The organism is Janthinobacterium sp. DSP2-3-3 (genome assembly GCF_049897325.1).
In the GTDB taxonomy this organism is placed as follows: Bacteria; Pseudomonadota; Gammaproteobacteria; order Burkholderiales; family Burkholderiaceae_D; genus Janthinobacterium.
This window is the reverse complement of sequence record NZ_JAFCWA010000012.1, coordinates 52,297-73,040: the sequence shown is the minus strand read 5'-3', so window position 1 is coordinate 73,040 and position 20,744 is coordinate 52,297. Positions and strand designations below refer to the sequence as shown.

The following is a 20,744-nucleotide window of genomic DNA, read 5'->3' as shown; positions in this document are numbered from 1 at the left end:
ATAGTAGCGCATCAGCAAATGGCCGGGCCGCGCAAGCGCCCGGCCATTTTTATTGCCGCCAAGACATGTATGGACAATACCACGGCAGCCGCACGGGAAAATGCGGGCTGGCGGCCGGTTCCTGCCCCTACACCACGAAGAACCATGCCATTTAAGCAACCATGCAAGAACATGCCGTCCGGAAAATGTGATTGACTAGTACGAGTTCGATACGGATACTCTAGGTCGCCCGCTGCACAAATCAGCGGGTACTCCGCTGATTCCGACTTCCCTACATCTAAAAGAACAGAACTCGAATGAAAAAATCTCTCATCGCGCTCGCCATCCTGAGCAACTTCGCACACGCCGACGAAGGCATGTGGATGCCCCAACAGCTGCCACAAGTAGCCAAGGAACTGAAAGCAGCCGGACTGAAACTCGATCCGACCACCCTGACCAAACTGACCGAGTTCCCGATGGGCGCCATCGTCAGCCTGGGCGGTTGCTCGGCCTCGTTCGTCTCGCCGCAAGGCCTGGTTGCCACCAACCACCATTGCGTCTACAACAGCGTGGCGGTCAATTCGACCAAGGAGCGCGATTTGCTGGCCAACGGTTTCCTGGCTAAGACTTTCGCTGAAGAATTGCCGGCCGCCCCAGGCAGCCGCATCTTCGTCACCTCGGCCGTAACCAATGTCAGCGACAAGATCATCACCGCCGACGTAGCCAAGCTGCAAGGCAAGGCACGCATCGACGCGATCGAGAAAAACCAGAAGAAACTGGTCGCCGAATGCGAAAAAGAAGCCGGCTTCCGCTGCACCGTGTCGAGCTACTACGGCGGCCTGGAGTTCTACCTGATCAAGCAACTGGAAATCCGCGACGTGCGCCTGGTACACGCGCCACCAGCGGGCGTAGGTAAATTCGGCGGCGACACCGACAACTGGATGTGGCCACGCCACACAGGCGACTACGGTTTCTACCGCGCCTACGTCAGCCGCGACGGCAAAGCTGCCGACTTCAGCAAGGACAACGTACCTTACCAGCCAAAACACGTGCTGAAACTGGCCAAGGATGGCTTGAAAGAAGGCGATTTCGTGATGGCGCTGGGCTACCCTGGCCGCACCAACCGTCACCGTTTGCCCTCGGAAGTGGCGTTCACGTTTGACTGGAACTACCCGGCCTTCGTGAAAGCGTCGGGCGAAACCCTGGCCATCATCGCGCGTGAAACCAAGGACAACAAGGACGTGGCCCTGAAATACGCGGGCCAAGTCGCCGGCGTGAACAATTACTACAAGAACCGCCAAGGCATGCTCGATTCCTACGCCGGCAGCGACTTCCTGGCACGCAAGACGACGCAACACGAAGCCCTGAAAACCTGGGTCAACGCCAATCCTGCACGCAAGGCGGAATTTGCCGGCGATATCGAGCAAGTGGAAAAGCTGATCGCCGAACGCGATGCCGACACCAAACGCGACTTCTTCCTGAGCTACGCACAGCCACGTCTGCTGAACACGGCACGCAGCCTGTACCGCCTGTCCAACGAAAGCACCAAGGCCGATACGGAACGCAAGTCCGGCTACCAGACGCGCGATTTGCCACGCATGGAAGCGGGCATCACCGCGGTCGAGCGCACCTACGATGAAAAAGTCGACAAAGCGCTGGTACTGAACAGCCTGACCAAGTACGCCGCGCAACCGGCAGCACAACGCCGCGCCAGCTTCGACGCCGCCATCGGCATCAAGGATGGCATGTCGCCAGCCGACTTGTCCGCCGCCCTGGACAAGCTGTATGCGGGCAGTAAGCTGGGCGACAAGGAAGAGCGCGCAGCATGGCTGAAACGCACGCCAGCTGAATTCCAGGCTAGCAAGGACAGCTTCATCCAGGCAGCCGTTGCCATGTACCCTGATTCGCTGAAAAACGAAGCGGAAGACGAAGAACTGGCAGGCAAGATCCAGCAAGCCTACGCCAACTACATGAAAGCCAAGATCGCCTTCATGAAGAGCAAGGGGCAAGCCGTGTATCCTGACGCCAACAGCACCCTGCGCGTGACGTTCGGCAAAGTGGCCGGCCGTGACCACGGCGCCGACGGCACCACCTGGACCGCGTTCACTACCGTCAATGGCGTCGTTGCCAAAGCCACGGGCCAGGGCGAGTTCAATGCACCAGCAAATCAGCTGGCCGCGATCAAAGCCAAGGACTTCGGTAAATTCGTCGATCCGAAGCTGAAAACCGTGCCGGTCGACTACCTGGCCACTTTGGACATCACCGGCGGCAACTCCGGTTCGGCTGCCCTGAACGCCAAAGGCGAATTCATCGGCCTGGCCTTCGACGGCACGCTGGACTCGATCATTTCCGATTGGGATTACAACAAGGCCAACACCCGTTCGATCCAGGTCGACCTGCGCTACATGCTGTGGAACATGAAACACATCGACCACGCAGACAAGCTGCTGAAAGAAATGGGCGCTGAATAACAAGAAGCAATGACCCGGCAACGGGCGCTTTAAGCTGAGCCACTCCTGCGGGAGTGGCTTTTTTTCGCCTAACGTTTTACTTTGGTAAAACGGTATGGCACGGCTTGCTCCGCGCCAAACACCTGCGCCCGACTGCGTCCCAGCGGCAGCATCACGCGCCGGCCATCCTGCAGCAGCAAGGCCAGGTCGGCGCCGGGAAAGCGCTGCGCCAGCAGCTGATAGGCTGGCCGCTCGATGCGGGCGGCGGGAATCACGATACGGTAGTCGCTATCGCCAAAGTCCAGCAGCAGCGCGGGAGCCTCCGGCCCCGGCAGCGCCGTGATGCGCAAGCGCGTGCTTCCCTTGACGAGCTCGAAGACTGACCACGGGGGCAAGGCACGCCGCGTGGGGCCGATCTGCAGTTGCGGCGCCTGGCGCGCATCGGCCGACGTCAGCAAGACGTCAGGCCGTTCTTCCGGCACTGCGCCATCGACGGCCAGCAGCCAGCCCCGGTAACGTATCAGCGCGCCCTGCGCGTTGGCCGTGACGGAGCCGCCCTGCGTCACGGGTTCCTTGCTCACCGGCAAGCGCAACGGCGCCGCCTGTGCCGCCAGGCAAGCCCACCACATCAGCGCCGCCATCGCTGCCATCACTGCCTTGCCCATGCCGCCTCCCCTCGCGCGCGAAACGTATTCATAACACAAGTACTGCAACAAGCCCTGCGGCGCCTCAAGGCAGAAGCGCCGGTGCTACAATTGGCCCCTAGCGGGCGTACTTACCCAGCGCGCCTTCCCCCTCCCAGACTCAGACCGCTATGCCACCAGACTTGCGCACGACCTACGAACTCGGTAACCAGAACCAGACCACGACCTGGCTGGAATGCATCACTTTCTACAAGGATCTCGCCGCACGCTACCCGCAGGTGCTGCATTTCGAACAGATCGGCCTGTCCGACTCGGGCGTGCCCATCCACGCTGGCGTCGTCAGCACGGACGGCGTGTTTGACCGCGAACAGATCAAGCGCGCAGGCCGCACTGTGTTCTTCAACAACAACGGCATCCACCCGGGCGAACCGGAAGGCATCGATGCCTGCATGGCCATCGTGCGCGACCTCTGCACGCAGCCCGAGCGTCTGGCGGCGCTGGGCAGCACCGTGCTGCTTTTCATTCCGATCTACAACGTTGACGGCAGCCTGAACCGCGCCAATACCTCGCGCGTGAACCAGGATGGGCCGGAGCAATTCGGTTTCCGCGGCAACAGCCGCCACTTGGACCTGAACCGCGATTTCATCAAGTGCGACAGCCTGAACGCGCAAGTGTTCAACCGCTTGCTGGCCAGCTGGGACCCGGACGTCATGGTCGACACGCATACGTCGAACGGCGCCGATTACCCGTACACGATGACCCTGATCCACACACAGACAGATAAGCTGGGCAATGGACTGGGCCCCTTCCTGCAAGACACCATGCTGCCGCACATCTTTGCGCGCATGGAACAAGCGGGCTGGCCGACCTGCCCATATGTGAATCCCGTCAAGGATAGTCCGGACCACGGCATCGCCGAATTCCTCGAAGTACCGCGTTTCTCGACAGGTTTTGCGGCCCTGCATCACGTCATCGGTTTCATGCCGGAAACGCACATGCTGAAACCGTTTGCCGACCGCTACGCTTCCATGCGCGCCCTGCTCGACATCACCATGGCGTTTACCGTGCAGCATGGCGAGCAGATCAAACAACTGCGCGCACAAGCCAAGGCGGCCGGCCGCACGCAGGCCGAATGGCCGATCCACTGGGCCATGAACGAAGAGCAGCCGTCGACCTTCCCCTTCAAGGGCTATGCGGCCCAATACACGCCGAGCATGCTGGGCGACTACCAGCGCCTGTCGTATGACCGCTCGCAGCCGTGGGAACGCGATATCAAGTATTACAACCGCTTCGATGCGGACGTCACCGTCGCCGCGCCGAAAGCCTATGTCGTGCCGCAAGCCTGGCGCGAAGTGATCGAGCGGCTGCGCTGGAACGGTGTCGAAATGAGCCGCATCACCGCAGAACAGACCTTAACGGCGCGCTACTACCACATCACCAACGTCGGCACGCGCGCCACCGCCTACGAAGGCCACATGTTCCACGAGACAGTGGACGTGGAAGCGCGCACGGGCCAGTTCAGCGTGCAGGCGGGCGATTATGTCATCAGCCTGGAGCAAGACAACGCGCGCTACGCCGTGGAAACCCTGGAACCGCAGGCACACGACAGCTTCTTCCGCTGGGGCTTCTTCAACAGCGTGCTGGAAAAGAAGGAAGCGTTTTCCGATTACGTGTTCGAAGACATGGCCTCCGAACTGCTGCGCGATGAGCCGGCGCTGGCGGCCAAGTTTGCCGAGTGGAAAGCAGCGAACCCAGCCTTGCTGAGCAATCAGGAAGCCGTGCTCGACTTCATCTTCGCCAACTGCCAGCGCTTTGCCGAACCGGAATGGCGGCGTTACCCGGTCATTGCCCTGATGTAACTCGGGGCTGTAGCGAATGCAACATCCTGGCGCCGCATCGGAAACCCCGCTGCGGCGCCTCTTTCTGTGCCCTACCCACAAGGTAATCCCATGCACTACGCACTGAACCTGCGCACCTTTATTTACAGCCATTATTTTTACCTGGGCTTGCGCGTGGCCATCGGGCTGGTCGGCCTGGCCTTGCTGGTCCAGGAAATCAGCGACAGCGCCACCGCCATGACGGTGTGCATCGGCGCCCTGTGCACGACCCTGATGGATATGCCCAGCCCGCTGCGTCACAAGTTCAACGAGATGCTGGCCTCGGTGCTGCTGTGCAGCGCCGTCACTTTACTCATCAGCCTGTGCGGGCCGGTGCAGTGGCTTTTGATGACGGTGCTCGTGCTGGTGAGTTTCCTCGCCAGCATGATGGTGGTATACGGCAAGAAATCCATGCCCTTGCAACTGGCCGCCCTGTTCATCATGACTATGTCGATGGAGCACCAGATGACGTGGCAGCAATCGTTCCACCACGCGGGCCTGTTCATGCTCGGCGGCTTGATTTATCTGGCCTACGCCATGGCCATCGCCTGGGTTTTGCGCCACCGCATTAAACAGCAAGTGCTGGCCGAAGCGCTGTTCGAACTGGCGGCCTACATCGACATCAAGGCCGATTTCTACGACACGCGTTTTAATTTGACGGAACAGTTCAACAAGCTGGTGCGCCATCAAAGCATTTTGGCCGACCGTCAGCAGGCGTCGCGCGACTTGATCTTGCGCAGCCACAAGAACAGCAAGGATGCCATCGTCGTGCAAGTGCATGTGTGCATGCTGGATTTATATGAACTGATCCTTTCCACGCACACCGATTACGCGCTGCTGCGCCAGCACCTGGCCGACTCCGACGTCTTGAAATCCTTGCACGACCTCGCCTACAAGGCGGCGCGCGACATCGAATCCGTCGCTTACGCCGTCACGCGCAAGCGCGCCTCGTATGCGCAGATCAGCTATGACAAGGAATGGTTTGATATCGAAGCAGAAATTGCCCGCCTGCAAGCGAAAGGAGACAACACGCAAGAAGCGCTGGCCACCTTGCGCGCGCAGCGCAACAAGATCCGCGCCATTCTGAAGATGATAGTCGAACTGCATTTGGCCACGCAAACAGTCTATGCCGACGTGCCTTTCTGGAGCGGCGCGGACATGGCACCCTTCCTGTCGCAGCAAAAGTACGAATTCAAGACCCTGCTGTCCAACCTGCGCCTGGACTCGCCCATATTCCGCTTCGCCCTGCGCGTCTCGATGGCCATCTCGGTGGGCTTGCTAATTGGCCATTGGCTGCCGTACGCGGCGCACAGCTACTGGATCGTGCTCACCATCGTCATCATCCTGCGCCCCACGTTCAGCATGACGCGCCAGCGCCGCGCCGACCGCATCTTCGGCACCATCATCGGCTGCGTCATCACGGCCATCGTGATCCGCTTCGTCCACAGCAATATCGTGCTGATGGCCATTTTGTTCCTGTCCATCGTGGCCACGCCCACCTTCATCTATCTGCGCTACCGCTACACGGCCATTGCTGTCAGCCTGATGATCTTGCTGCAAATGCACCTGGTGGCGCCCAGCAACCCGAACCTGGTCAGTGAGCGCCTGATCGATACCCTGATCGGCGCGGCGGTGGCCACCGTGTTCAGCTTCGTGCTGGCCAACTGGGAATACCAGAGCCTGCCACGGCTGGTGCGCCAGGTACTGAATGTAAACTTGAGCTATATGCAGGCCAGTTTCGCGCTGCTGCAGGGGAAATGTTTCGATGACTTCGCCTACCGCATCGAGCGCAAGCGCCTGATGGATAGCCTGGCCGCGCTCAGCTCGGCACTGGTGCGCATGCTCGACGAACCGGCCAGCAAGCAGCGGGCCGTGGAAGACATCAACCTGTTCATCGTGCAAAACTACTTATTGGTAGCCCACGTGGCGGCACTGCGCTCGATCCTGGGGCGCCATGCCAGCCAGCTGCCAGTCGCACCCGTCAACGCCTTGCTCAGCCACAGCCATACGCAAGTGTGTTTGACCCTGTCGCGCGCGCTGGAGCAGCTCGACAACATGGCCAGCATCAGTGCCCCGCTGGCCGCCCCTGCTGCTTCACCCGTCAGCGAAGTGGTCTGGTCGGGCTGGCCGCTGGTCAAAAGGCGCATTCGCCTGTTGCAGGCCGATGCCGACAAGATCGTGGTGCATAGCGCGGCGATCGTGCATATCGTGGCGCCCAGATAATATTTTTCGGCCGCCCAGGCGTAAGTGGTGTCATCAGGAGGTCATCTGAGCTCTTTATGCTGCGATGGTTTTTCCACTTACAGCCAAGGTAATCATGCACGCATCTCCCCTGACCCGGCGCCTGCCACTGGCGCTGGCCATCAGCGCCACCCTCGCCCTTGCCGCTTGCGGCGGTTCCGATCACCGGGAAGCGGCGCTCGTCATTCCAGCAGCGCCAGCAGACCAGGGCGCTCCCGATACGGCGCCACCATCGGCCACGGCCATCCCCTTTGTCGACAATATCGCCAGCAACCAGCGCGGCGACGCCCGCTATGCCACGGCCGCCACGAATGCTGGCGTGCGCGTGCTGATCGGCATGCTCGACATCTGGAAACCGTTGACGCAAATCGTCGATGCCGGCGTTTCCGCGCCGGCCGTGGACGGTTTCCCCGCCGTCGCACCCTCCACCTGGACGGGCGTGCCCAACGATGGCACGCCGGGAGGCACCATCCTCAATGCCAGCGTGCACAACGCGAACATCGATTTCGTCATCAAAGCCACCACCAGCCGCACGCCGGCGCAGGAACTGGCCGCCTACCTGGACGACCGCCGCGGCAAGGGCTACAGCATCACCGATGGCATGGGTCCGCTGACAGACGCCTGGCGTAGCGCGGCACGCCAGACCACCAGCATCACCGACATCGCGCCGGACGCGACAAGCAAGCTCTACAACGACAGCGGCAGCAACACGGGCGTGGCGGGCGGCACCAATGCCGAATTCGGCAATGTGGTTGGCCTCGTCAATGCCATGGGCAACAATGGTTCCACGGAACCGGCCAAGCGCTTCTACAAATATGCGCGGCCATTTCGCTGGAGCAGCAATGTGGTGCTGATTCCCGCCCTGGTGCCGGCCAAGAGCGCCACGCCGGCCACCGATGGCGGCTTTACCAGCGGCCATTCGGCCGAAGCCGTACGCGGCGCGCTGGGCATGGCCTATGCCTTGCCCGAGCGCTACCAGGAAATGGTGGCGCGGGGCCTGGAACTGGGTGAAAACCGCATCATCGCCGGCATGCATTCGCCGCTCGACGTGATCAGCGGCCGCGTGCAGGCGCAAGCCATCGTCGCCGCCAACCTGCTCGACCCTGCCACGGCCGCCACCAAGGCTGCCGCCGTGACGCAGGCGCACACGACCCTGATGGCCAGGACGGGCACCACGGCCGACACATTTTATGACTACGCTCATTCGGGCACCAACGCCAACGACCGTTTTTCGGACTACGCCAGCACCAAGGCCACCTATATCCGCCGCCTGACCTTCGGCTTCGCGCAGACGGGCGCCACCAATGCCCCGGCCGTCGTGCCGAAGGGTGCAGAAGTGCTGTTGGAAACGCGTTTGCCATATCTGTCCGACGCGCAGCGCCGCGTGGTGCTGAAAACCACGGCCTTGCCATCGGGCTACCCGGTGATGGACGATGCTGAAGGCTGGGGCCGCCTAAATCTGTTTGCCGCCGCCGATGGCTATGCCGTCTTCACGGGCAATGTCGTGGTGGCCATGGATGCGGCCAAGGGCGGTTTCTATTCCGTCGACCGCTGGCGCAACGATATCAGCGGCACAGGCAAGCTGAACAAGCAAGGCTCGGGCACCCTGAAACTCGGCGGCAACAATAGCTGGAGCGGTGGAACGCACGTGGAAGCGGGACGCCTTGAAGCCAACTCCGCCACCGCTTTCGGCAAGGGCGATGTGTATGTCAGCGGCGGAACCGTGCTCAGCAACGCCCAGTCGAGTCTGGCACTGGCCGGCCGGTACACGCAGCTGGCAACAGGCAAGCTGGAGCTGAAACTGGGTAACGGCCAGGGTGGCCGATTGAGCGTGGCGGGCCAGATGACGGTTGCGGGCGGTAGCCTGAACGTGACGTTCCAGAATGGCTACAAGCCGGCCGCAGGCGACACCTTGAGCGTCATCAATGCTGCCAGCTTGAAAGGCAAGTTCGACACGATCAGCGTCGACGGCTTTAAAGTGACGCCAACCTACACGGCAACGGGCTTGCAATTGCGCCTAGACACTTGATCCGCATCCGCCAGCATGCAAAAAGCCGCCTTCGTGAACTGAAACCAAGTAGCTTAACGGTTCAGTTCATTCGTGCGGCTTTCTTTATCCTTACTTCAAGTACCGTTCGAACCAGCCGACGATGCGCTGCTGCAAGTCGCGCTGGTGCTCGGGCTTACGGAAGGAATGGCCTTCGCCGTCGTAGATGAACAGGCTGGACGGCACGCCCATGGCGCGCAAGCCGTGCCAGAATTCCAGCGACTGGGCGGCCGGCGTTTCCACGTCGCGCTCACCCACATAGATCAGGGTCGGCGTCTTGGCTGCCTTGATCGATTCGATAGGCGAAGCCCTGCGGTATACGGCTGGATTGTCATACGCGGAAGCGCCAAAGAACGGGATCATCCACTGATTGATGCCGTTCTGGCCGTAATAACTGATCCAGTTAGACACGCCCGCCCCCGCCACGGCCGCCTTGAAGCGGTCGCTGTGCGTGACGCCCCACATGGTCATGAAGCCGCCATACGAATGGCCGATCAGTCCCAGGCGCTGGCCGTCGATGGGAGCCACTTTTTCCACCGCATCGATGCCGGCCAGGATGTCGCGCCAGTCGCCGCCGCCAAAGTCGACCATGTTGGCACGCGTAAATGCCTGGCCCTGGCCAAAGCTGCCGCGCGGGTTGGGCAGGAAAACGAAATAGCCTTTTTGCGTCAATTCCTCGATCACGGTGCTCGCTGCCACATAACGGGGTGAGGCGGCGGCACCCGGGCCGCCATGCACGTTGACGATCATCGGGTAGCGCTTGCCGGCCTCCACCTTCAACGGTCCCAGCAGCCAGCCTTGCACCTTGTATTGCTCGTTGTTCCATCCCACGTTTTGCACCGTCAGCTGCGGCGCAAAGCCGTCATTGTCGCGCGTGATCTTTTTCAGCTGGCCCACCGGTCCCGCCACCAGGTAGCTGGCGTGCGTAAAATTTTCCTGCGTGGCAGCGGCTTGCCGGCCATCGGCGCTGAACGACAGACGGCCATCGCTGCCGCTACTGCTGAGTTCACCAAGCATCACCGGTTGAGCCGGACCGGTTTGCGCATCGACGGGCACCAGCGCCAGTTGCGAATCGATCAGTGCGGTCGCCAGCAAGCCGGTGCCGCGCCAGACGACGCCATTGAAGGTGCCGCGATAGTCTTGTGTGAGATTGCGCGGCGTGCCGCCGGCCAGGGGGACCGTGTACAGGTCGCCGCCGATGGAGCCGAAGTCGCTCATCAGGCCGCCGATGAACACCACCGTCTTGCCATCCGGCGAGACGGAAGGCAGGTTCAGCTGCATGGTTGGCGCGGCGATCACGCGCAGGGCGCCCGTGGCCGCCTCAATATGGCTGAGCTTGGCAACCCACCAGTTGCTGTCGCCATTGCCCTGCGCGCTGGTGGCGACAAAGCCACGGCCATCGGGGGTCCAGCTGTATTCATACACATAGGTGTCGTTTGGTGACAGCAGACGCGCTTCTCCGCCGCTGGCAGGCACGACGGCAATGCGCTGGGCATCGTCTTCGCTACCCACTTCGCCCACCTGGCGCACACCTGCTTCCACGGCGCCGGCCAGCTTGCGCGCCCCCACCGTGGCGAGCAGGGCCAGCTGCTTGCCGTCCGGCGACCAGCGCGCCGTGCTGGCCACGCCTTTGATACTGGTCAACACGCGCGCTTGCGCCTGTGCCATCGTGGCCAAGTACAGATGCGCCATGCCCGCCTTGGCGTCGTAGCCGACAAAGGCCAGCTGCCGGCCATCGGGCGACCAGCTGGGCTTGTCATAGGAGCACACGGCGCAAGGATCGAATTGCTGCACGATGGTGCCATTGGCGGCGTCGCGCACGACGATGGCTGCATGCGGAGACTGCGGCTGTTCGCCCGCCTTGCTCGATTCGATGGCGGCAATGCGCTGGCCATTGCCCGACAGGGCGACGGCGCGGTAATCGCGCAGCACCAGGTCACTGGCAGGAGCGGCCTGCGCGGTGCTACCCAGAAGGCTGCTTGCCAGCAAGCCGCAGGCGGCCAAATCAGTTATTTTCATCATGTAAATTCCAGTTAAGAATAAAAAAAACCGCCGGCAAGCGCGGCGGTTTCGGATCGAACAGACTGCATTAGCGGGCCTTCTTGCCCAGGTGCGAATGCCGCATGCTGTACAGGAAGTAAATAGCTATCGTCACCGCCATCCACACGCTGAACACGACAAACGTCGTATGCGGCAAATCGCGCATGATGTACAGGCAAGCCAATATGCTCAGGCCCGGAATCACATACGGCCCGAAGGGCACGCTGAAGCCTTCGATGCGGTTGGCGCCCTGCTTGTGCCGCAGCACGGGCACGGCAACCGAGACCACCATGAAGGCTGTCAGGGTACCGATGCTGACCATGTCCCACAAGTAAGTCGCATCGACGGAGCCAGCCACCACGGCTACCACCAGGCAGACGATGATGGTATTTCTGACCGGCACCAGGGTGCGCGGATGGATCTTCTGGAACGACTTCGGGATCAAGCCGTCGCGGCTGACGGCAAACAGGATGCGCGTCTGGCCGTAGATCGTCACCAGGGTCACGCTGAAGACGGAAATGACGGCGCCGGCCGACAGCACCAGCGCGGGCCAGGTCTTGCCTGTGACGTTTTGCAGAATCACCGCCAGACCCGCTTCCTGGCCTTCGAACAATTTCGCCTGTTGCGCGCCGAGGGCGGCCACGGCCACCAACAAATAAAACACGGTCACGATCAGCAGGGCGCCGAGGATGCCGCGCGGCACATTGCGCGTGGGATTTTTCACTTCATCGCCCGCCGTCGCCACCGTATCGAGACCGATGAAGGAGAAGAACACAGTGCCGGCGGCGGCCGTCACGCCCGTCATGCCGGCAAAGCCCTTGCTGTTGTCGCTATTAAAGAAGGGAAAGAAATTGTCGGCGTTAAAACCGGAAAACGCGATGACGATGAAAAACACCAGGATCGCCAGCTTGATGATGACCATGATGGCATTCATCAGGGCCGATTCCTTGGCGCCGCGCAGCAGCAAAAAGCCGCACATGCAGATCAAAAAGATCGGCGGCAAGTTGATGTGGCCGGCATGAAACTCCATGCCATGCGGGCCGGAGACGATCATCGGCGTGCGCAGCATCTCGGGAATATGCCAGCCGAAGGCATTTTCCAGGAAGTTATTCAGGTAGGACGACCAGCCGATGGCCACGGCACTGCCCGCCAAGCCGTATTCAAGCAGCAAACAGGCGGCCATGATGAAGGCAAGAAACTCGCCCACGGTGGCGTAAGCAAACGAATACGAGGAGCCGGAGGCGGGAATGCGGAACGACAATTCCGCATAGCACAAGGCCGTCAAGCCGGCGGTGATGGCGGCGATCAGGAAAGACAGGACGACCGATGGGCCCGCCTTGGGCACAGCTTCGACCATGGTAAAGAAAATGCCCGTGCCGATGGTGGCCCCGACGCCGATCATGGTAAGGGAAAACAGGCCGATGGACCGGCTCAAGCCACTGCTGCTGAGGCCTTCACCATATTCGACCGTGGTATCGATCGGCTTGGTGCGGCAAAGTTTCTGGACCAGGGTTTGGCTCACTAGCATTCCTTTATGAGGCATGCACTTGAACACCTGCCAAAACCTACTGCGCGTCGCGATTCGCGGCCTGCGATGCTCACTGTGCATTCGCACAGCTGCGCTTCTTAGCCACAACTCATCCCGCTCGCTACGGTTTTGTCAGGTGTTGTTAGGAACATGACGGGTAAAAACAAATAGCGCTCCGGCCCTACCTGGAAAAAACCGGAAAGATCGCGTCCATTTTCAAAACTAAGCGATTATAGGGCTTTCATCGGCTCAGCTAAACAGAACTTTGATGCAAGGAAACAACGCCAGGCTTGCGCCGGCAAACCCGCCAGCGTGTTGGCGCAGAAGAAATTGCTTTTATGAACAAAAAAAGCGCGCCGCTGCAGGGGCAGGGGCGCGCTTCTGGCTCAGCTCAACTACGCTGGTTTACTTCTTGACGTGTGGTGCATCGGCCGCCGGCCAGCCTGCTTCATAGCCTTGCGGCACGTCATCGCGCCGCTCTTTCGGCGCCAGGCCCAGCACGTAGTACAGCACCGTCAGCAGGATCAGCCAAGCTGGTCCCACCATCAAGGCGATGCGCGTATCGGGGAAATACGCCATCAGGCCGATCACCAGCGCCAGGAAAGCCAGCGAAATCCAGGAACCGTACGGCGCGAACGGCATGCGGAAGGCCAGGTTCTTGATTTCCTGCGGGCTCAAGGTCTTGCGGAACTGGATCTGCGTGATCAGGATCACGCCCCAGGTCCAGACGGCGCCGAAGGTGGAAATCGAGGTGACCCAGATAAACACTTTTTCCGGCACCAAGTAGTTCAGCAACACGCCCAGCAGCAGCGCAAAGACGGACACCAGGATGGCGCGGCGCGGCACGCCGCTGGCCGTGGTTTCCGCAAATGCCTTCGGTGCCTGGCCTTGCAGCGCCAGGTTGTACAGCATGCGGCCTGTGCTGAAGATGCCGCCATTGCACGACGACAGAGCAGCGGTCAGCACGACAAAGTTGATGATGCCGGCGGCCGTCTTGATGCCCAGGCGTTCAAACGTCATCACGAAGGGGCTGCCGGTGGTGCCGATTTCATTCCATGGGTAGATCGACAGGATGACGAACAGCGCGCCGACATAGAAAATCAGGATGCGCCAGAACACCGAATTGATGGCGTCAGGAATCGATTTCTTCGGGTTTTCCGCTTCGCCAGCCGTCAGGCCGATCATTTCCACGCCCAGGTAGGCAAACATCACCATCTGCAAGGACATCAGCACGCCCTGCGCGCCATTCGGGAAGAAGCCGCCATGCGTCCACAGGTTCGAGATGCCGATGGCCACGCCACCGTTGCCGAGACCGAAGATGATCATGCCCGTGCCGCCGACGATCATCAGGATGATGGTGACGACCTTGATCAGGGCGAACCAGAATTCGAACTCGCCGTAGGCTTTCACGGCCAGCAGGTTGATCGCGCCCATGGAACCGAGTGCCGCCAGGGCCCAGATCCAGCGCGGCACGTCGGGGAACCAGATGCCCATGTAGATGGCGACGGCGGTAATTTCAGCCACGCACGTGACCAGCCACAGGAACCAGTAGTTCCAGCCCGTCAGATAGCCTTGCAGGGGGCCCAGGTAATCCTGGGCATAGCGGCTGAAGGAGCCGGCCACCGGATTGTGCACGGCCATTTCGCCCAGCGCGCGCATGATCATGAAAATGACCGCGCCACCGATAATATACGACAGCATGATGCCGGGACCGGCCATCTTGATGGCGTTGCCGGAACCCAAAAACAGGCCCACGCCTATCGCGGCGCCCAGCGCCATCAGGCGGATCTGCCGCTCGCCCAGGCCGCGGTGCAAGCCTTGTTCACTCGTTTTCATTACGTGTCTCCGTTTTTTTCTTGAATACACCGATCCCTCCACCCCAATGGCGGTTCCGCTCTTGCTGGACAGGAAGAAAGGGCGAGCCGGCGGCAAGCGCCGGCATGCTCACATGATCAGGCCAGTTCGGCGATCAGTTCGATCTCGACGCAAGCACCGAGCGGGATTTGCGCCACGCCGAAGGCGGAGCGGGCATGCTTGCCGCTGTCGCCAAAGACTTCGACGAACAGTTCCGAGGCGCCATTGGTCACCAAGTGCTGTTCCGTGAATGTAGAGGTGGAGTTGACCAGGCTCATGACCTTGACGATGCGTTTGACCTTGTTCAAGTCGCCGCCGCACGCGTCTTGCAAGGTGGCGATCAGTTCGATGGCGATGCCGCGCGCTGCGATCTTGCCTTCTTCCGTGGTGACGTCCTTGCCCAGTTGACCGACCCAGACCTTGCCATCCTTCTTGGCCAGGTGGCCGGACAGGAAAACGGTGTTACCCGTGCGGGCATGCATCACGTAAGCGGCAGCTGGCGCAGCAACGACCGGCAATTCGATGTCGAGGGCCTTGAGTTTTTCGTAAAACGACATGCTATTTCTCCAAGAAAACAATATAAACGAAACCGAAATTCATCAGCAGCAGAAAAAGAATGATGGCGGGATGACGGCGCCCTGGCAGCGCGGTAGTGACCGACAACAGCGCCAGATTAAACGTCATCATATTGGTGAACCAGCAGTTTTAGTTCACAAATAGGCCCGGTTATTCAGTGGATTATACCGACAATCAAACAAAATTCAGCATCGGTTCATGAAGCATGCTCTACAGGCATCGAGCGTGACTATTTTCACTTGATTGTCTTTTGTGCATTGTCAAGCCCGCTGGGTCAAGGTTTAGACCATCCAGAAATGCGCGGTCGTGCGATACCACAAGTAACGCCCCCTGATATTGCAGCAGCATCTGCGCCAGCGCCTGCAGGCTGGCCAAGTCCAGATGATTGTCGGGTTCGTCAAGCAGCAGCAGTTGCGGCGGCGCCTGCGCATACAATTCGGCCGCCAGCGCCACCTTCATGCGCTCGCCCCCGCTGAGCAAACGGCTGGGCATGGTGGCGCGCGCGCCGGCAATGCCCAGCAGCGCCAGCCGCGTGCGCAGCTCGCCTTCCGGCAGGATGCTGTTGCGTTCCTGCAAGCGTTGCACGGCGCTCCACTCGCCGCCTTGCAGTCCCGCATGCTGGTCCAGCCAGGCCACCTGCGCATGGCAGCGCAGCTCGCCGCTGGCTGGCGCCAGCTGCCCCGCGATCACGCGCAGCAAGGTCGACTTGCCGCTGCCATTGTCACCCGTCACGGCCAGCCGACGCGGCCCGCTGAGCAGCAAGTTGATGGCATGCGCCTGGCCATGCGGCAAGACCAGCCCGCGCATCTCCAGCAACAATTTGCCATTCGGCACCAGGCTCTCGGGCGCCAGCAACAGCCGTTCTACCTCGGGCGCGCAGCGGGCGCTGGCATCCATCACCCTTTGCTGGCGCGCCTGCTGCGCCTCTTTCGCGCGCAGGCGCAGCTTGCCCTGGCTATCCTGGCTTTTCTCCTTTTTCGCGTCCAGCAAAAGCTTGCTTTGATTGCCTTCGCGGCCTTCGCGCTCACCGCGTCCGACACGGCGCTTTTGGCGCTCGGCCTGCTGCTGCGCTTCGCGCTGTTCGCGTCTGGCACCGGCCTTTTCCGCTTGCAGGGCCGCCGCAAAACCGGCCTGCTCCAGCGCACGCTGCTGCGCATACATCGGATAATTGCCGCCATAGCTGCGCAAGCCCTGCGGCGACAACTCGACGATTGCATCGACGTGCTCCAGCAGAGCGCGGTCATGGCTGATCAACAGCAAACCGCCCGGCCAGCGCGCCATCTGCGCCACCAGGCGGGCGCGCTGCTGCGCATCGAGATGGTTGCTCGGTTCATCGAGCACCAGCCAGTCCGCCTGCGACAGCCAGGCGCCCTGCAGGGCGATGCGCTGGCGTTCGCCACCGCTGAGGCTAGCCGAGCCGGTACCGGCATCGACATGGCGCAGATCGAGCGCATCGAGCGCCTGGCGCAGGCGGGCGTGGGCATCCCAGCGTTCGCCCACCAAGGCGTAGTCGGCCTCGTCGATGCTGCCGGCGGCGATGCGCGCCAGTGCCGCCAGCAAGTCCTGCATGCCGGCAAGCGCCGCCACAGTAGGATAGTGCTGCGGATCGAGTTCCTGCGCCACGTAATGCACGCTGCCGTCGCAGCGCACGGCGCCAGAAGACGGCTGCGCCTGGCCCGCCAGCAGGCGCGCCAGCACGCTCTTGCCCACGCCGTTATCGCCGACGAGGCCGATACGTTGCGGGGCAAAGGCAAATTGCAAATCTGAAAACAGGGCGCGGCCATCGGGCAGCACAAAGGAAAGACGGTCGAGTTGTAGTAATGCGGGCATGGATACTCCTTGTACGTGCAGACAGGGCTGGCGAACCCGCGCGGCGCAAGGCGCTGTGGCGGGATGGGCGAGGCCGTGCACAGCACGGCAGTATCAATGGCGCATGTCGAAGCGTCCTGGAGAAATGGGGAAGAAGCGTCAGTGTAGCAGACGAGGCCCCTTAGCGCTGGCCCAGGGTCGTATCGCCGAACAGGTTCTTGTATTCGCGCGGCTGCGAGCGCCAGTACTGCGGCGGCGCCTGCACCTGCGCGCCCAGCTGGGCCGCCGCATGCCAGGGCCAGCGCGGGTCGAACAGAATGGCGCGCGCCAGTGCCACCATGTCGGACTGGCCGTTGGCGATGATGTCTTCCGCCTGCTGCGCCTCCGTGATCAAGCCTACGCTAATGGTGGGCAAGCCGCTGTTGCGCTTGATGCGTTCGGCAAACGCCACCTGGTAGCCGGGTCCCACGGGAATCTGCTGCTGCGGCGAAATACCGCCGCTGGAGACATGGATGAAGTCGGCGCCCAGCTGCTTGAGTTCCTGCGCGAAACGCACGCTTTGCTCGATTTCCCAGCCCCCATCGACCCAGTCGGTAGCGGAAAGACGCACGCCCACGGCCACCGTGGCGGGCACGGCGGCGCGCACGGCTTCGTAGACTTCCAGCGGAAAACGCATGCGGTTGTCCAGGCTGCCGCCATACGCATCGGTTCGGTGATTCGACAGCGGCGACAGGAACTGGTGCAGCAGATAACCGTGCGCCGCATGCAATTCGATGCCCTCGATACCCAGCGCATGCACGCGCTGCGCGGCGGCCACAAAGGCGCCTTTGATTTGCAGCAAACCCATCTCGTCCAGGGCGATCGGCACCGTTTCGCCGGGTGCGTGAGCGATGGCTGATGGCGCCACCGTTTGCCAGCCACCGTCGGCCAGGTGCACGCAGGCACCGCCCTGCCAAGGCGCGCGGCTCGATGCCTTGCGTCCCGCATGACCCAGCTGCACCACCAGCGCAATCGCCGCGTGGCGGCGGATCGCCTGCACCACGTTTGCCAGCGCAGCTTGATTCGCGTCCGACCACAGGCCCAGGTCTTCGGCCGAGATGCGTCCCTCGGGCGAGACGGCCGTCGCTTCCGTCATCAGCAAGCCCGCGCCGGACAGGGCCAGGTGGCCCAGGTGGATCATGTGCCAGTCGGTGGCGTTGCCGTTGTCGGCCGAGTACTGGCACATGGGCGCGATGGCGATGCGGTTGGCCACCTGCAGCGGCCCCAGTGCATACGGCGTGAATAGCTGGCTCATGGCGGACTCCGGAAAAGGGGAAGCACCGATTCTACTGTGCTTTGGACAGCGCGGCTTACACCTGCTTACGTTTGATACAGCGCAAGGGCTAGCCTTGCGCAGGCGCGGCCGTTAATCTGGTCACATTAGTGGACACATCAGTGGACACATCAGTGAACACATCAGCTGGACACATCAACAACAGCGCAACACATTGCCACCCAGGAGAACACATGAACACGACGACTACTGCCAACCGCATCCACCCTTTGATGGCCGGCGCCGCCATTTCCGTCACAGTCCTGTGCCTGGTGGGCGCGGCATCCATCGCCGGCATCCTGCCCAATTCACGGGCGAATATTCCTGCCGTGCCTGCCGATGTAGCCGCCATGACGCCAGCGAACGCCGCAGCCCTGGCAGCGCCCGCGACTGGTCCCGTGACTGCACCGGTTGCCGCGCCTGTCGTCGCGCAAGCTGCCCCCGCTCCGGCACCGGCACCTGTCGTGCACAAGCGCGTTGTGCACCGCACGCAAGTGGCGCAGGCGCGTCCTGCCTACCATGACAACAATGATGGCTACCGCGAGACAGCCTACCGCGAACCCGTACGCCAGCCGCAGCCAGTGCCAGCGCCGGCTCCCGCCCAGCCCAACTACGTGGGCATCGGCACGGGCGCCGTCATCGGCGGCTTGATCGGCAACCAGGTAGGTGGCGGCCGCGGCAAGGCGCTGGCGACGGTGGCCGGCGTGATCGGCGGCGGCATGCTGGGCAATGCGGTACAGAACCAGGTGCAGCAGCCGCCACAACGTTAAACCAGGTCAGTCGTACGGTCCCAGATAATCGATTTTGCCCACGGCCACGCCATTGTTTCTGAGTATGGCGTGGACCATGGAGACGTGGAAATAGAAGTTCGGCAAAGCAAAGCTGAGCAGGTAATTGTCGCCCGAGAATGTCGTCCCCTCGTCGGTCCAGTTCAACACGACTTCCTTCTGCGCGCTGCCGGCCATCTGGCCCGCGTTGACGCTGTCGATGTAGGCGATGGTGTTGGCGATACGCTCTTGCAACTGCTCGAACGACGCTTCATTATCTTCAAACTTCGGCGCCGGCACGCCGCTCAGGCGCTCGACCGACATCTTCGACGTATCGCTGACGCGCTGCACCTGCGCCGTCAAATCCAGCATGTCGGGCGCCAACTGCGCACCCAGTAAAATCTCGGGCACGATGCCATCCTCCTCCACATGCGCTTGCGCTTTTTCCAGCAGGGCCGAGACGACCCGCAAGCCGCGGACGAAGACGGGAATGGTTGCCTGATACATGGACACGGACATGACGAACTCCTGATAGTGAACGATGGGCCAGTGTACCCGAGGCGCTGTTTTCCGGCGGCGCGCGCAATGCCACTCCTGTGCGCCAGCGCACCGAGCGGCCCACTTGCTCTTACTTGTCCAAATTCACCTTGCCATCCGGCGCGCGCTCCGGCTGTGCCGCGGGTTCTGCCTGCGCCAGTGGCTGCGGCGCCTGCTTATCCTTGCGCTTGCCGCCCAGGAACTTGACGATGGCCGCCCCGCCGCCCACCACGGCCAGGAGCAGCACTTTCTTGAAGGCCAGCAGCAGCGCCAGCAACTTGCCAAACAGCCCCAGCTTGCTGGCCACGCCGCCCGCCACCAGCGCCGCCAAGCCATATTCGGCCACCTTGTCCGTCTTGCTGTCGAAATCCGTGTAGCGGTTACCCTCGGTAAATTCCGTGAATGCCGTCACTTGCTGCATCTCTTTCTTGATCGTCTCGATCTGCTGCATGCTGGCAATCGCGTTCAGGTTCAGCACGCCTTCGCGGCCCAGCACGCGCACGTTGTAGTTCAGCGAGTGCTCGCCGCCATCGACCATCAGATCCTTGGCCCAGTACAGCTTGTGCGTATCCTTGGCATAGCTGGGTTTTTCCGCCCAGCCCATCAGCTGAATGCCGGGATAACCCTTCTTCTTGCGCTCCGCGTTATTGTCCAGCACGGATGCCTGCATATCCTTGAGCAATTCGTCGTACTTGATGCTGTCCGCATCGTCATCCTTGATATGCCCTTCCTTTTCATACGTGACGATGACACCCCAGCTATCGCGCTCCAGCACGCTGGCCTTGGCGGGCACGATCATGCCCAGCGACTCCATGCCCGGTGGGTTACCCCAGGCATCGACCAGCACGCGCTCGGCGTCCGCCGGTGACAAATAACGGAAGTTGGCGGGCAAATCCAGGGTGGCGATGCCGCCCGGCAAAGTGATCTTGCCGCGCTGCAGGTGCAACTGGGCGAGGAATTGCTCGGCCGTCATTTCCGGTGCGGATGCCTTCTCATCGGCAGGGGCGGCAGCCGTCAGGCCGGAGAGGGTCAGGCACAGCAGCGCTGTCAACAGGCGTTTCAACATGATGGGTCCAAGAAATT

The 20,744-nt window shown here is 61.7% G+C and carries 15 protein-coding genes; 5 read left to right on the top strand and 10 right to left on the bottom strand.

Annotated elements, in window-relative coordinates:
* The first annotated feature begins 296 nt into the window (after positions 1 to 296).
* Positions 297 to 2,450, top strand: coding sequence for a S46 family peptidase (locus ACP7DE_RS21880; protein ID WP_426074066.1), 2,154 nt, complete (start codon positions 297 to 299; stop codon positions 2,448 to 2,450).
* A gap of 68 nt (positions 2,451 to 2,518) precedes the next feature.
* Here the strand turns inward: ACP7DE_RS21880 and ACP7DE_RS21875 are convergent, their stop codons facing one another.
* On the bottom strand, positions 2,519 to 3,094 hold the full coding sequence (locus ACP7DE_RS21875) for a hypothetical protein (protein WP_426074065.1): 576 nt from the start codon (positions 3,092 to 3,094) through the stop codon (positions 2,519 to 2,521).
* Positions 3,095 to 3,243: 149 nt separating this feature from the next.
* Between ACP7DE_RS21875 and ACP7DE_RS21870 the strand changes: the two genes are divergently transcribed.
* The 3 genes from ACP7DE_RS21870 (at position 3,244) to ACP7DE_RS21860 (ending at position 9,220) form a co-directional block, all read left to right on the top strand.
* Positions 3,244 to 4,932 (top strand): M14 family zinc carboxypeptidase, encoded by a 1,689-nt coding sequence (locus ACP7DE_RS21870; protein ID WP_426074064.1) that lies wholly within the window; start codon positions 3,244 to 3,246, stop codon positions 4,930 to 4,932.
* A 90-nt stretch (positions 4,933 to 5,022) separates the two neighbouring features.
* A complete protein-coding gene (locus ACP7DE_RS21865) occupies positions 5,023 to 7,173 on the top strand; it encodes an FUSC family membrane protein (RefSeq protein WP_426074063.1) in 2,151 nt (716 codons plus the stop codon).
* A gap of 94 nt (positions 7,174 to 7,267) precedes the next feature.
* A complete protein-coding gene (locus tag ACP7DE_RS21860; RefSeq protein WP_426074062.1) occupies positions 7,268 to 9,220 on the top strand; it encodes a phosphatase PAP2 family protein in 1,953 nt (650 codons plus the stop codon).
* Between the two features lie 90 nt (positions 9,221 to 9,310).
* Here the strand turns inward: ACP7DE_RS21860 and ACP7DE_RS21855 are convergent, their stop codons facing one another.
* The 7 genes from ACP7DE_RS21855 to ACP7DE_RS21825 form a co-directional block, all read right to left on the bottom strand.
* Positions 9,311 to 11,260 (bottom strand): alpha/beta fold hydrolase, encoded by a 1,950-nt coding sequence (locus tag ACP7DE_RS21855; protein WP_426074061.1) that lies wholly within the window; start codon positions 11,258 to 11,260, stop codon positions 9,311 to 9,313.
* 67 nt (positions 11,261 to 11,327) lie between these two features.
* Entirely contained in the window at positions 11,328 to 12,800 is a 1,473-nt protein-coding gene (locus tag ACP7DE_RS21850) for an amino acid permease (RefSeq protein WP_426074060.1), read from the bottom strand.
* 411 nt (positions 12,801 to 13,211) lie between these two features.
* Entirely contained in the window at positions 13,212 to 14,642 is a 1,431-nt protein-coding gene (locus ACP7DE_RS21845) for an amino acid permease (RefSeq protein WP_426074059.1), read from the bottom strand.
* 116 nt (positions 14,643 to 14,758) lie between these two features.
* Positions 14,759 to 15,217 (bottom strand): RidA family protein, encoded by a 459-nt coding sequence (locus ACP7DE_RS21840; protein ID WP_096238138.1) that lies wholly within the window; start codon positions 15,215 to 15,217, stop codon positions 14,759 to 14,761.
* 1 nt (position 15,218) lies between these two features.
* Positions 15,219 to 15,347: a hypothetical protein gene (locus ACP7DE_RS21835; RefSeq protein ID WP_426074058.1), complete on the bottom strand. Its 129-nt coding sequence runs from the start codon at positions 15,345 to 15,347 to the stop codon at positions 15,219 to 15,221.
* Positions 15,348 to 15,446: 99 nt separating this feature from the next.
* On the bottom strand, positions 15,447 to 17,066 hold the full coding sequence (locus tag ACP7DE_RS21830; protein ID WP_426074057.1) for an ABC-F family ATP-binding cassette domain-containing protein: 1,620 nt from the start codon (positions 17,064 to 17,066) through the stop codon (positions 15,447 to 15,449).
* Positions 17,067 to 17,226: 160 nt separating this feature from the next.
* A complete protein-coding gene (locus tag ACP7DE_RS21825) occupies positions 17,227 to 18,339 on the bottom strand; it encodes an NADH:flavin oxidoreductase/NADH oxidase (protein WP_426074056.1) in 1,113 nt (370 codons plus the stop codon).
* Between the two features lie 212 nt (positions 18,340 to 18,551).
* Between ACP7DE_RS21825 and ACP7DE_RS21820 the strand changes: the two genes are divergently transcribed.
* On the top strand, positions 18,552 to 19,127 hold the full coding sequence (locus ACP7DE_RS21820; RefSeq protein WP_426074055.1) for a glycine zipper 2TM domain-containing protein: 576 nt from the start codon (positions 18,552 to 18,554) through the stop codon (positions 19,125 to 19,127).
* Positions 19,128 to 19,133: 6 nt separating this feature from the next.
* Here the strand turns inward: ACP7DE_RS21820 and ACP7DE_RS21815 are convergent, their stop codons facing one another.
* Both ACP7DE_RS21815 and ACP7DE_RS21810 read right to left on the bottom strand, forming a co-directional pair.
* Positions 19,134 to 19,643 (bottom strand): DUF1993 domain-containing protein, encoded by a 510-nt coding sequence (locus ACP7DE_RS21815; RefSeq protein ID WP_426074054.1) that lies wholly within the window; start codon positions 19,641 to 19,643, stop codon positions 19,134 to 19,136.
* Between the two features lie 109 nt (positions 19,644 to 19,752).
* The gene (locus ACP7DE_RS21810; RefSeq protein ID WP_426074053.1) at positions 19,753 to 20,727 is read right to left on the bottom strand and encodes a DUF2167 domain-containing protein; all 975 of its coding nucleotides are present in this window, start codon (positions 20,725 to 20,727) and stop codon (positions 19,753 to 19,755) included.
* Between the last annotated feature and the right edge of the window lie 17 nt (positions 20,728 to 20,744).

Excerpts from the sequence above, each read along its gene's own strand:
- ACP7DE_RS21835 (WP_426074058.1), bottom strand. The coding sequence starts at position 15,347 with ATGATGACGTTTAATCTGGCGCTGTTGTCGGTCACTACCGCGCTGCCA.
- ACP7DE_RS21820 (WP_426074055.1), top strand. The coding sequence starts at position 18,552 with ATGAACACGACGACTACTGCCAACCGCATCCACCCTTTGATGGCCGGC.
- ACP7DE_RS21840 (WP_096238138.1), bottom strand. The coding sequence starts at position 15,217 with ATGTCGTTTTACGAAAAACTCAAGGCCCTCGACATCGAATTGCCGGTC.
- ACP7DE_RS21815 (WP_426074054.1), bottom strand. The coding sequence starts at position 19,643 with ATGTCCGTGTCCATGTATCAGGCAACCATTCCCGTCTTCGTCCGCGGC.
- ACP7DE_RS21865 (WP_426074063.1), top strand. The coding sequence starts at position 5,023 with ATGCACTACGCACTGAACCTGCGCACCTTTATTTACAGCCATTATTTT.
- ACP7DE_RS21845 (WP_426074059.1), bottom strand. The coding sequence starts at position 14,642 with ATGAAAACGAGTGAACAAGGCTTGCACCGCGGCCTGGGCGAGCGGCAG.
- ACP7DE_RS21870 (WP_426074064.1), top strand. The coding sequence starts at position 3,244 with ATGCCACCAGACTTGCGCACGACCTACGAACTCGGTAACCAGAACCAG.
- ACP7DE_RS21810 (WP_426074053.1), bottom strand. The coding sequence starts at position 20,727 with ATGTTGAAACGCCTGTTGACAGCGCTGCTGTGCCTGACCCTCTCCGGC.
- ACP7DE_RS21860 (WP_426074062.1), top strand. The coding sequence starts at position 7,268 with ATGCACGCATCTCCCCTGACCCGGCGCCTGCCACTGGCGCTGGCCATC.
- ACP7DE_RS21880 (WP_426074066.1), top strand. The coding sequence starts at position 297 with ATGAAAAAATCTCTCATCGCGCTCGCCATCCTGAGCAACTTCGCACAC.
- ACP7DE_RS21825 (WP_426074056.1), bottom strand. The coding sequence starts at position 18,339 with ATGAGCCAGCTATTCACGCCGTATGCACTGGGGCCGCTGCAGGTGGCC.
- ACP7DE_RS21855 (WP_426074061.1), bottom strand. The coding sequence starts at position 11,260 with ATGATGAAAATAACTGATTTGGCCGCCTGCGGCTTGCTGGCAAGCAGC.
- ACP7DE_RS21830 (WP_426074057.1), bottom strand. The coding sequence starts at position 17,066 with ATGCCCGCATTACTACAACTCGACCGTCTTTCCTTTGTGCTGCCCGAT.
- ACP7DE_RS21875 (WP_426074065.1), bottom strand. The coding sequence starts at position 3,094 with ATGGGCAAGGCAGTGATGGCAGCGATGGCGGCGCTGATGTGGTGGGCT.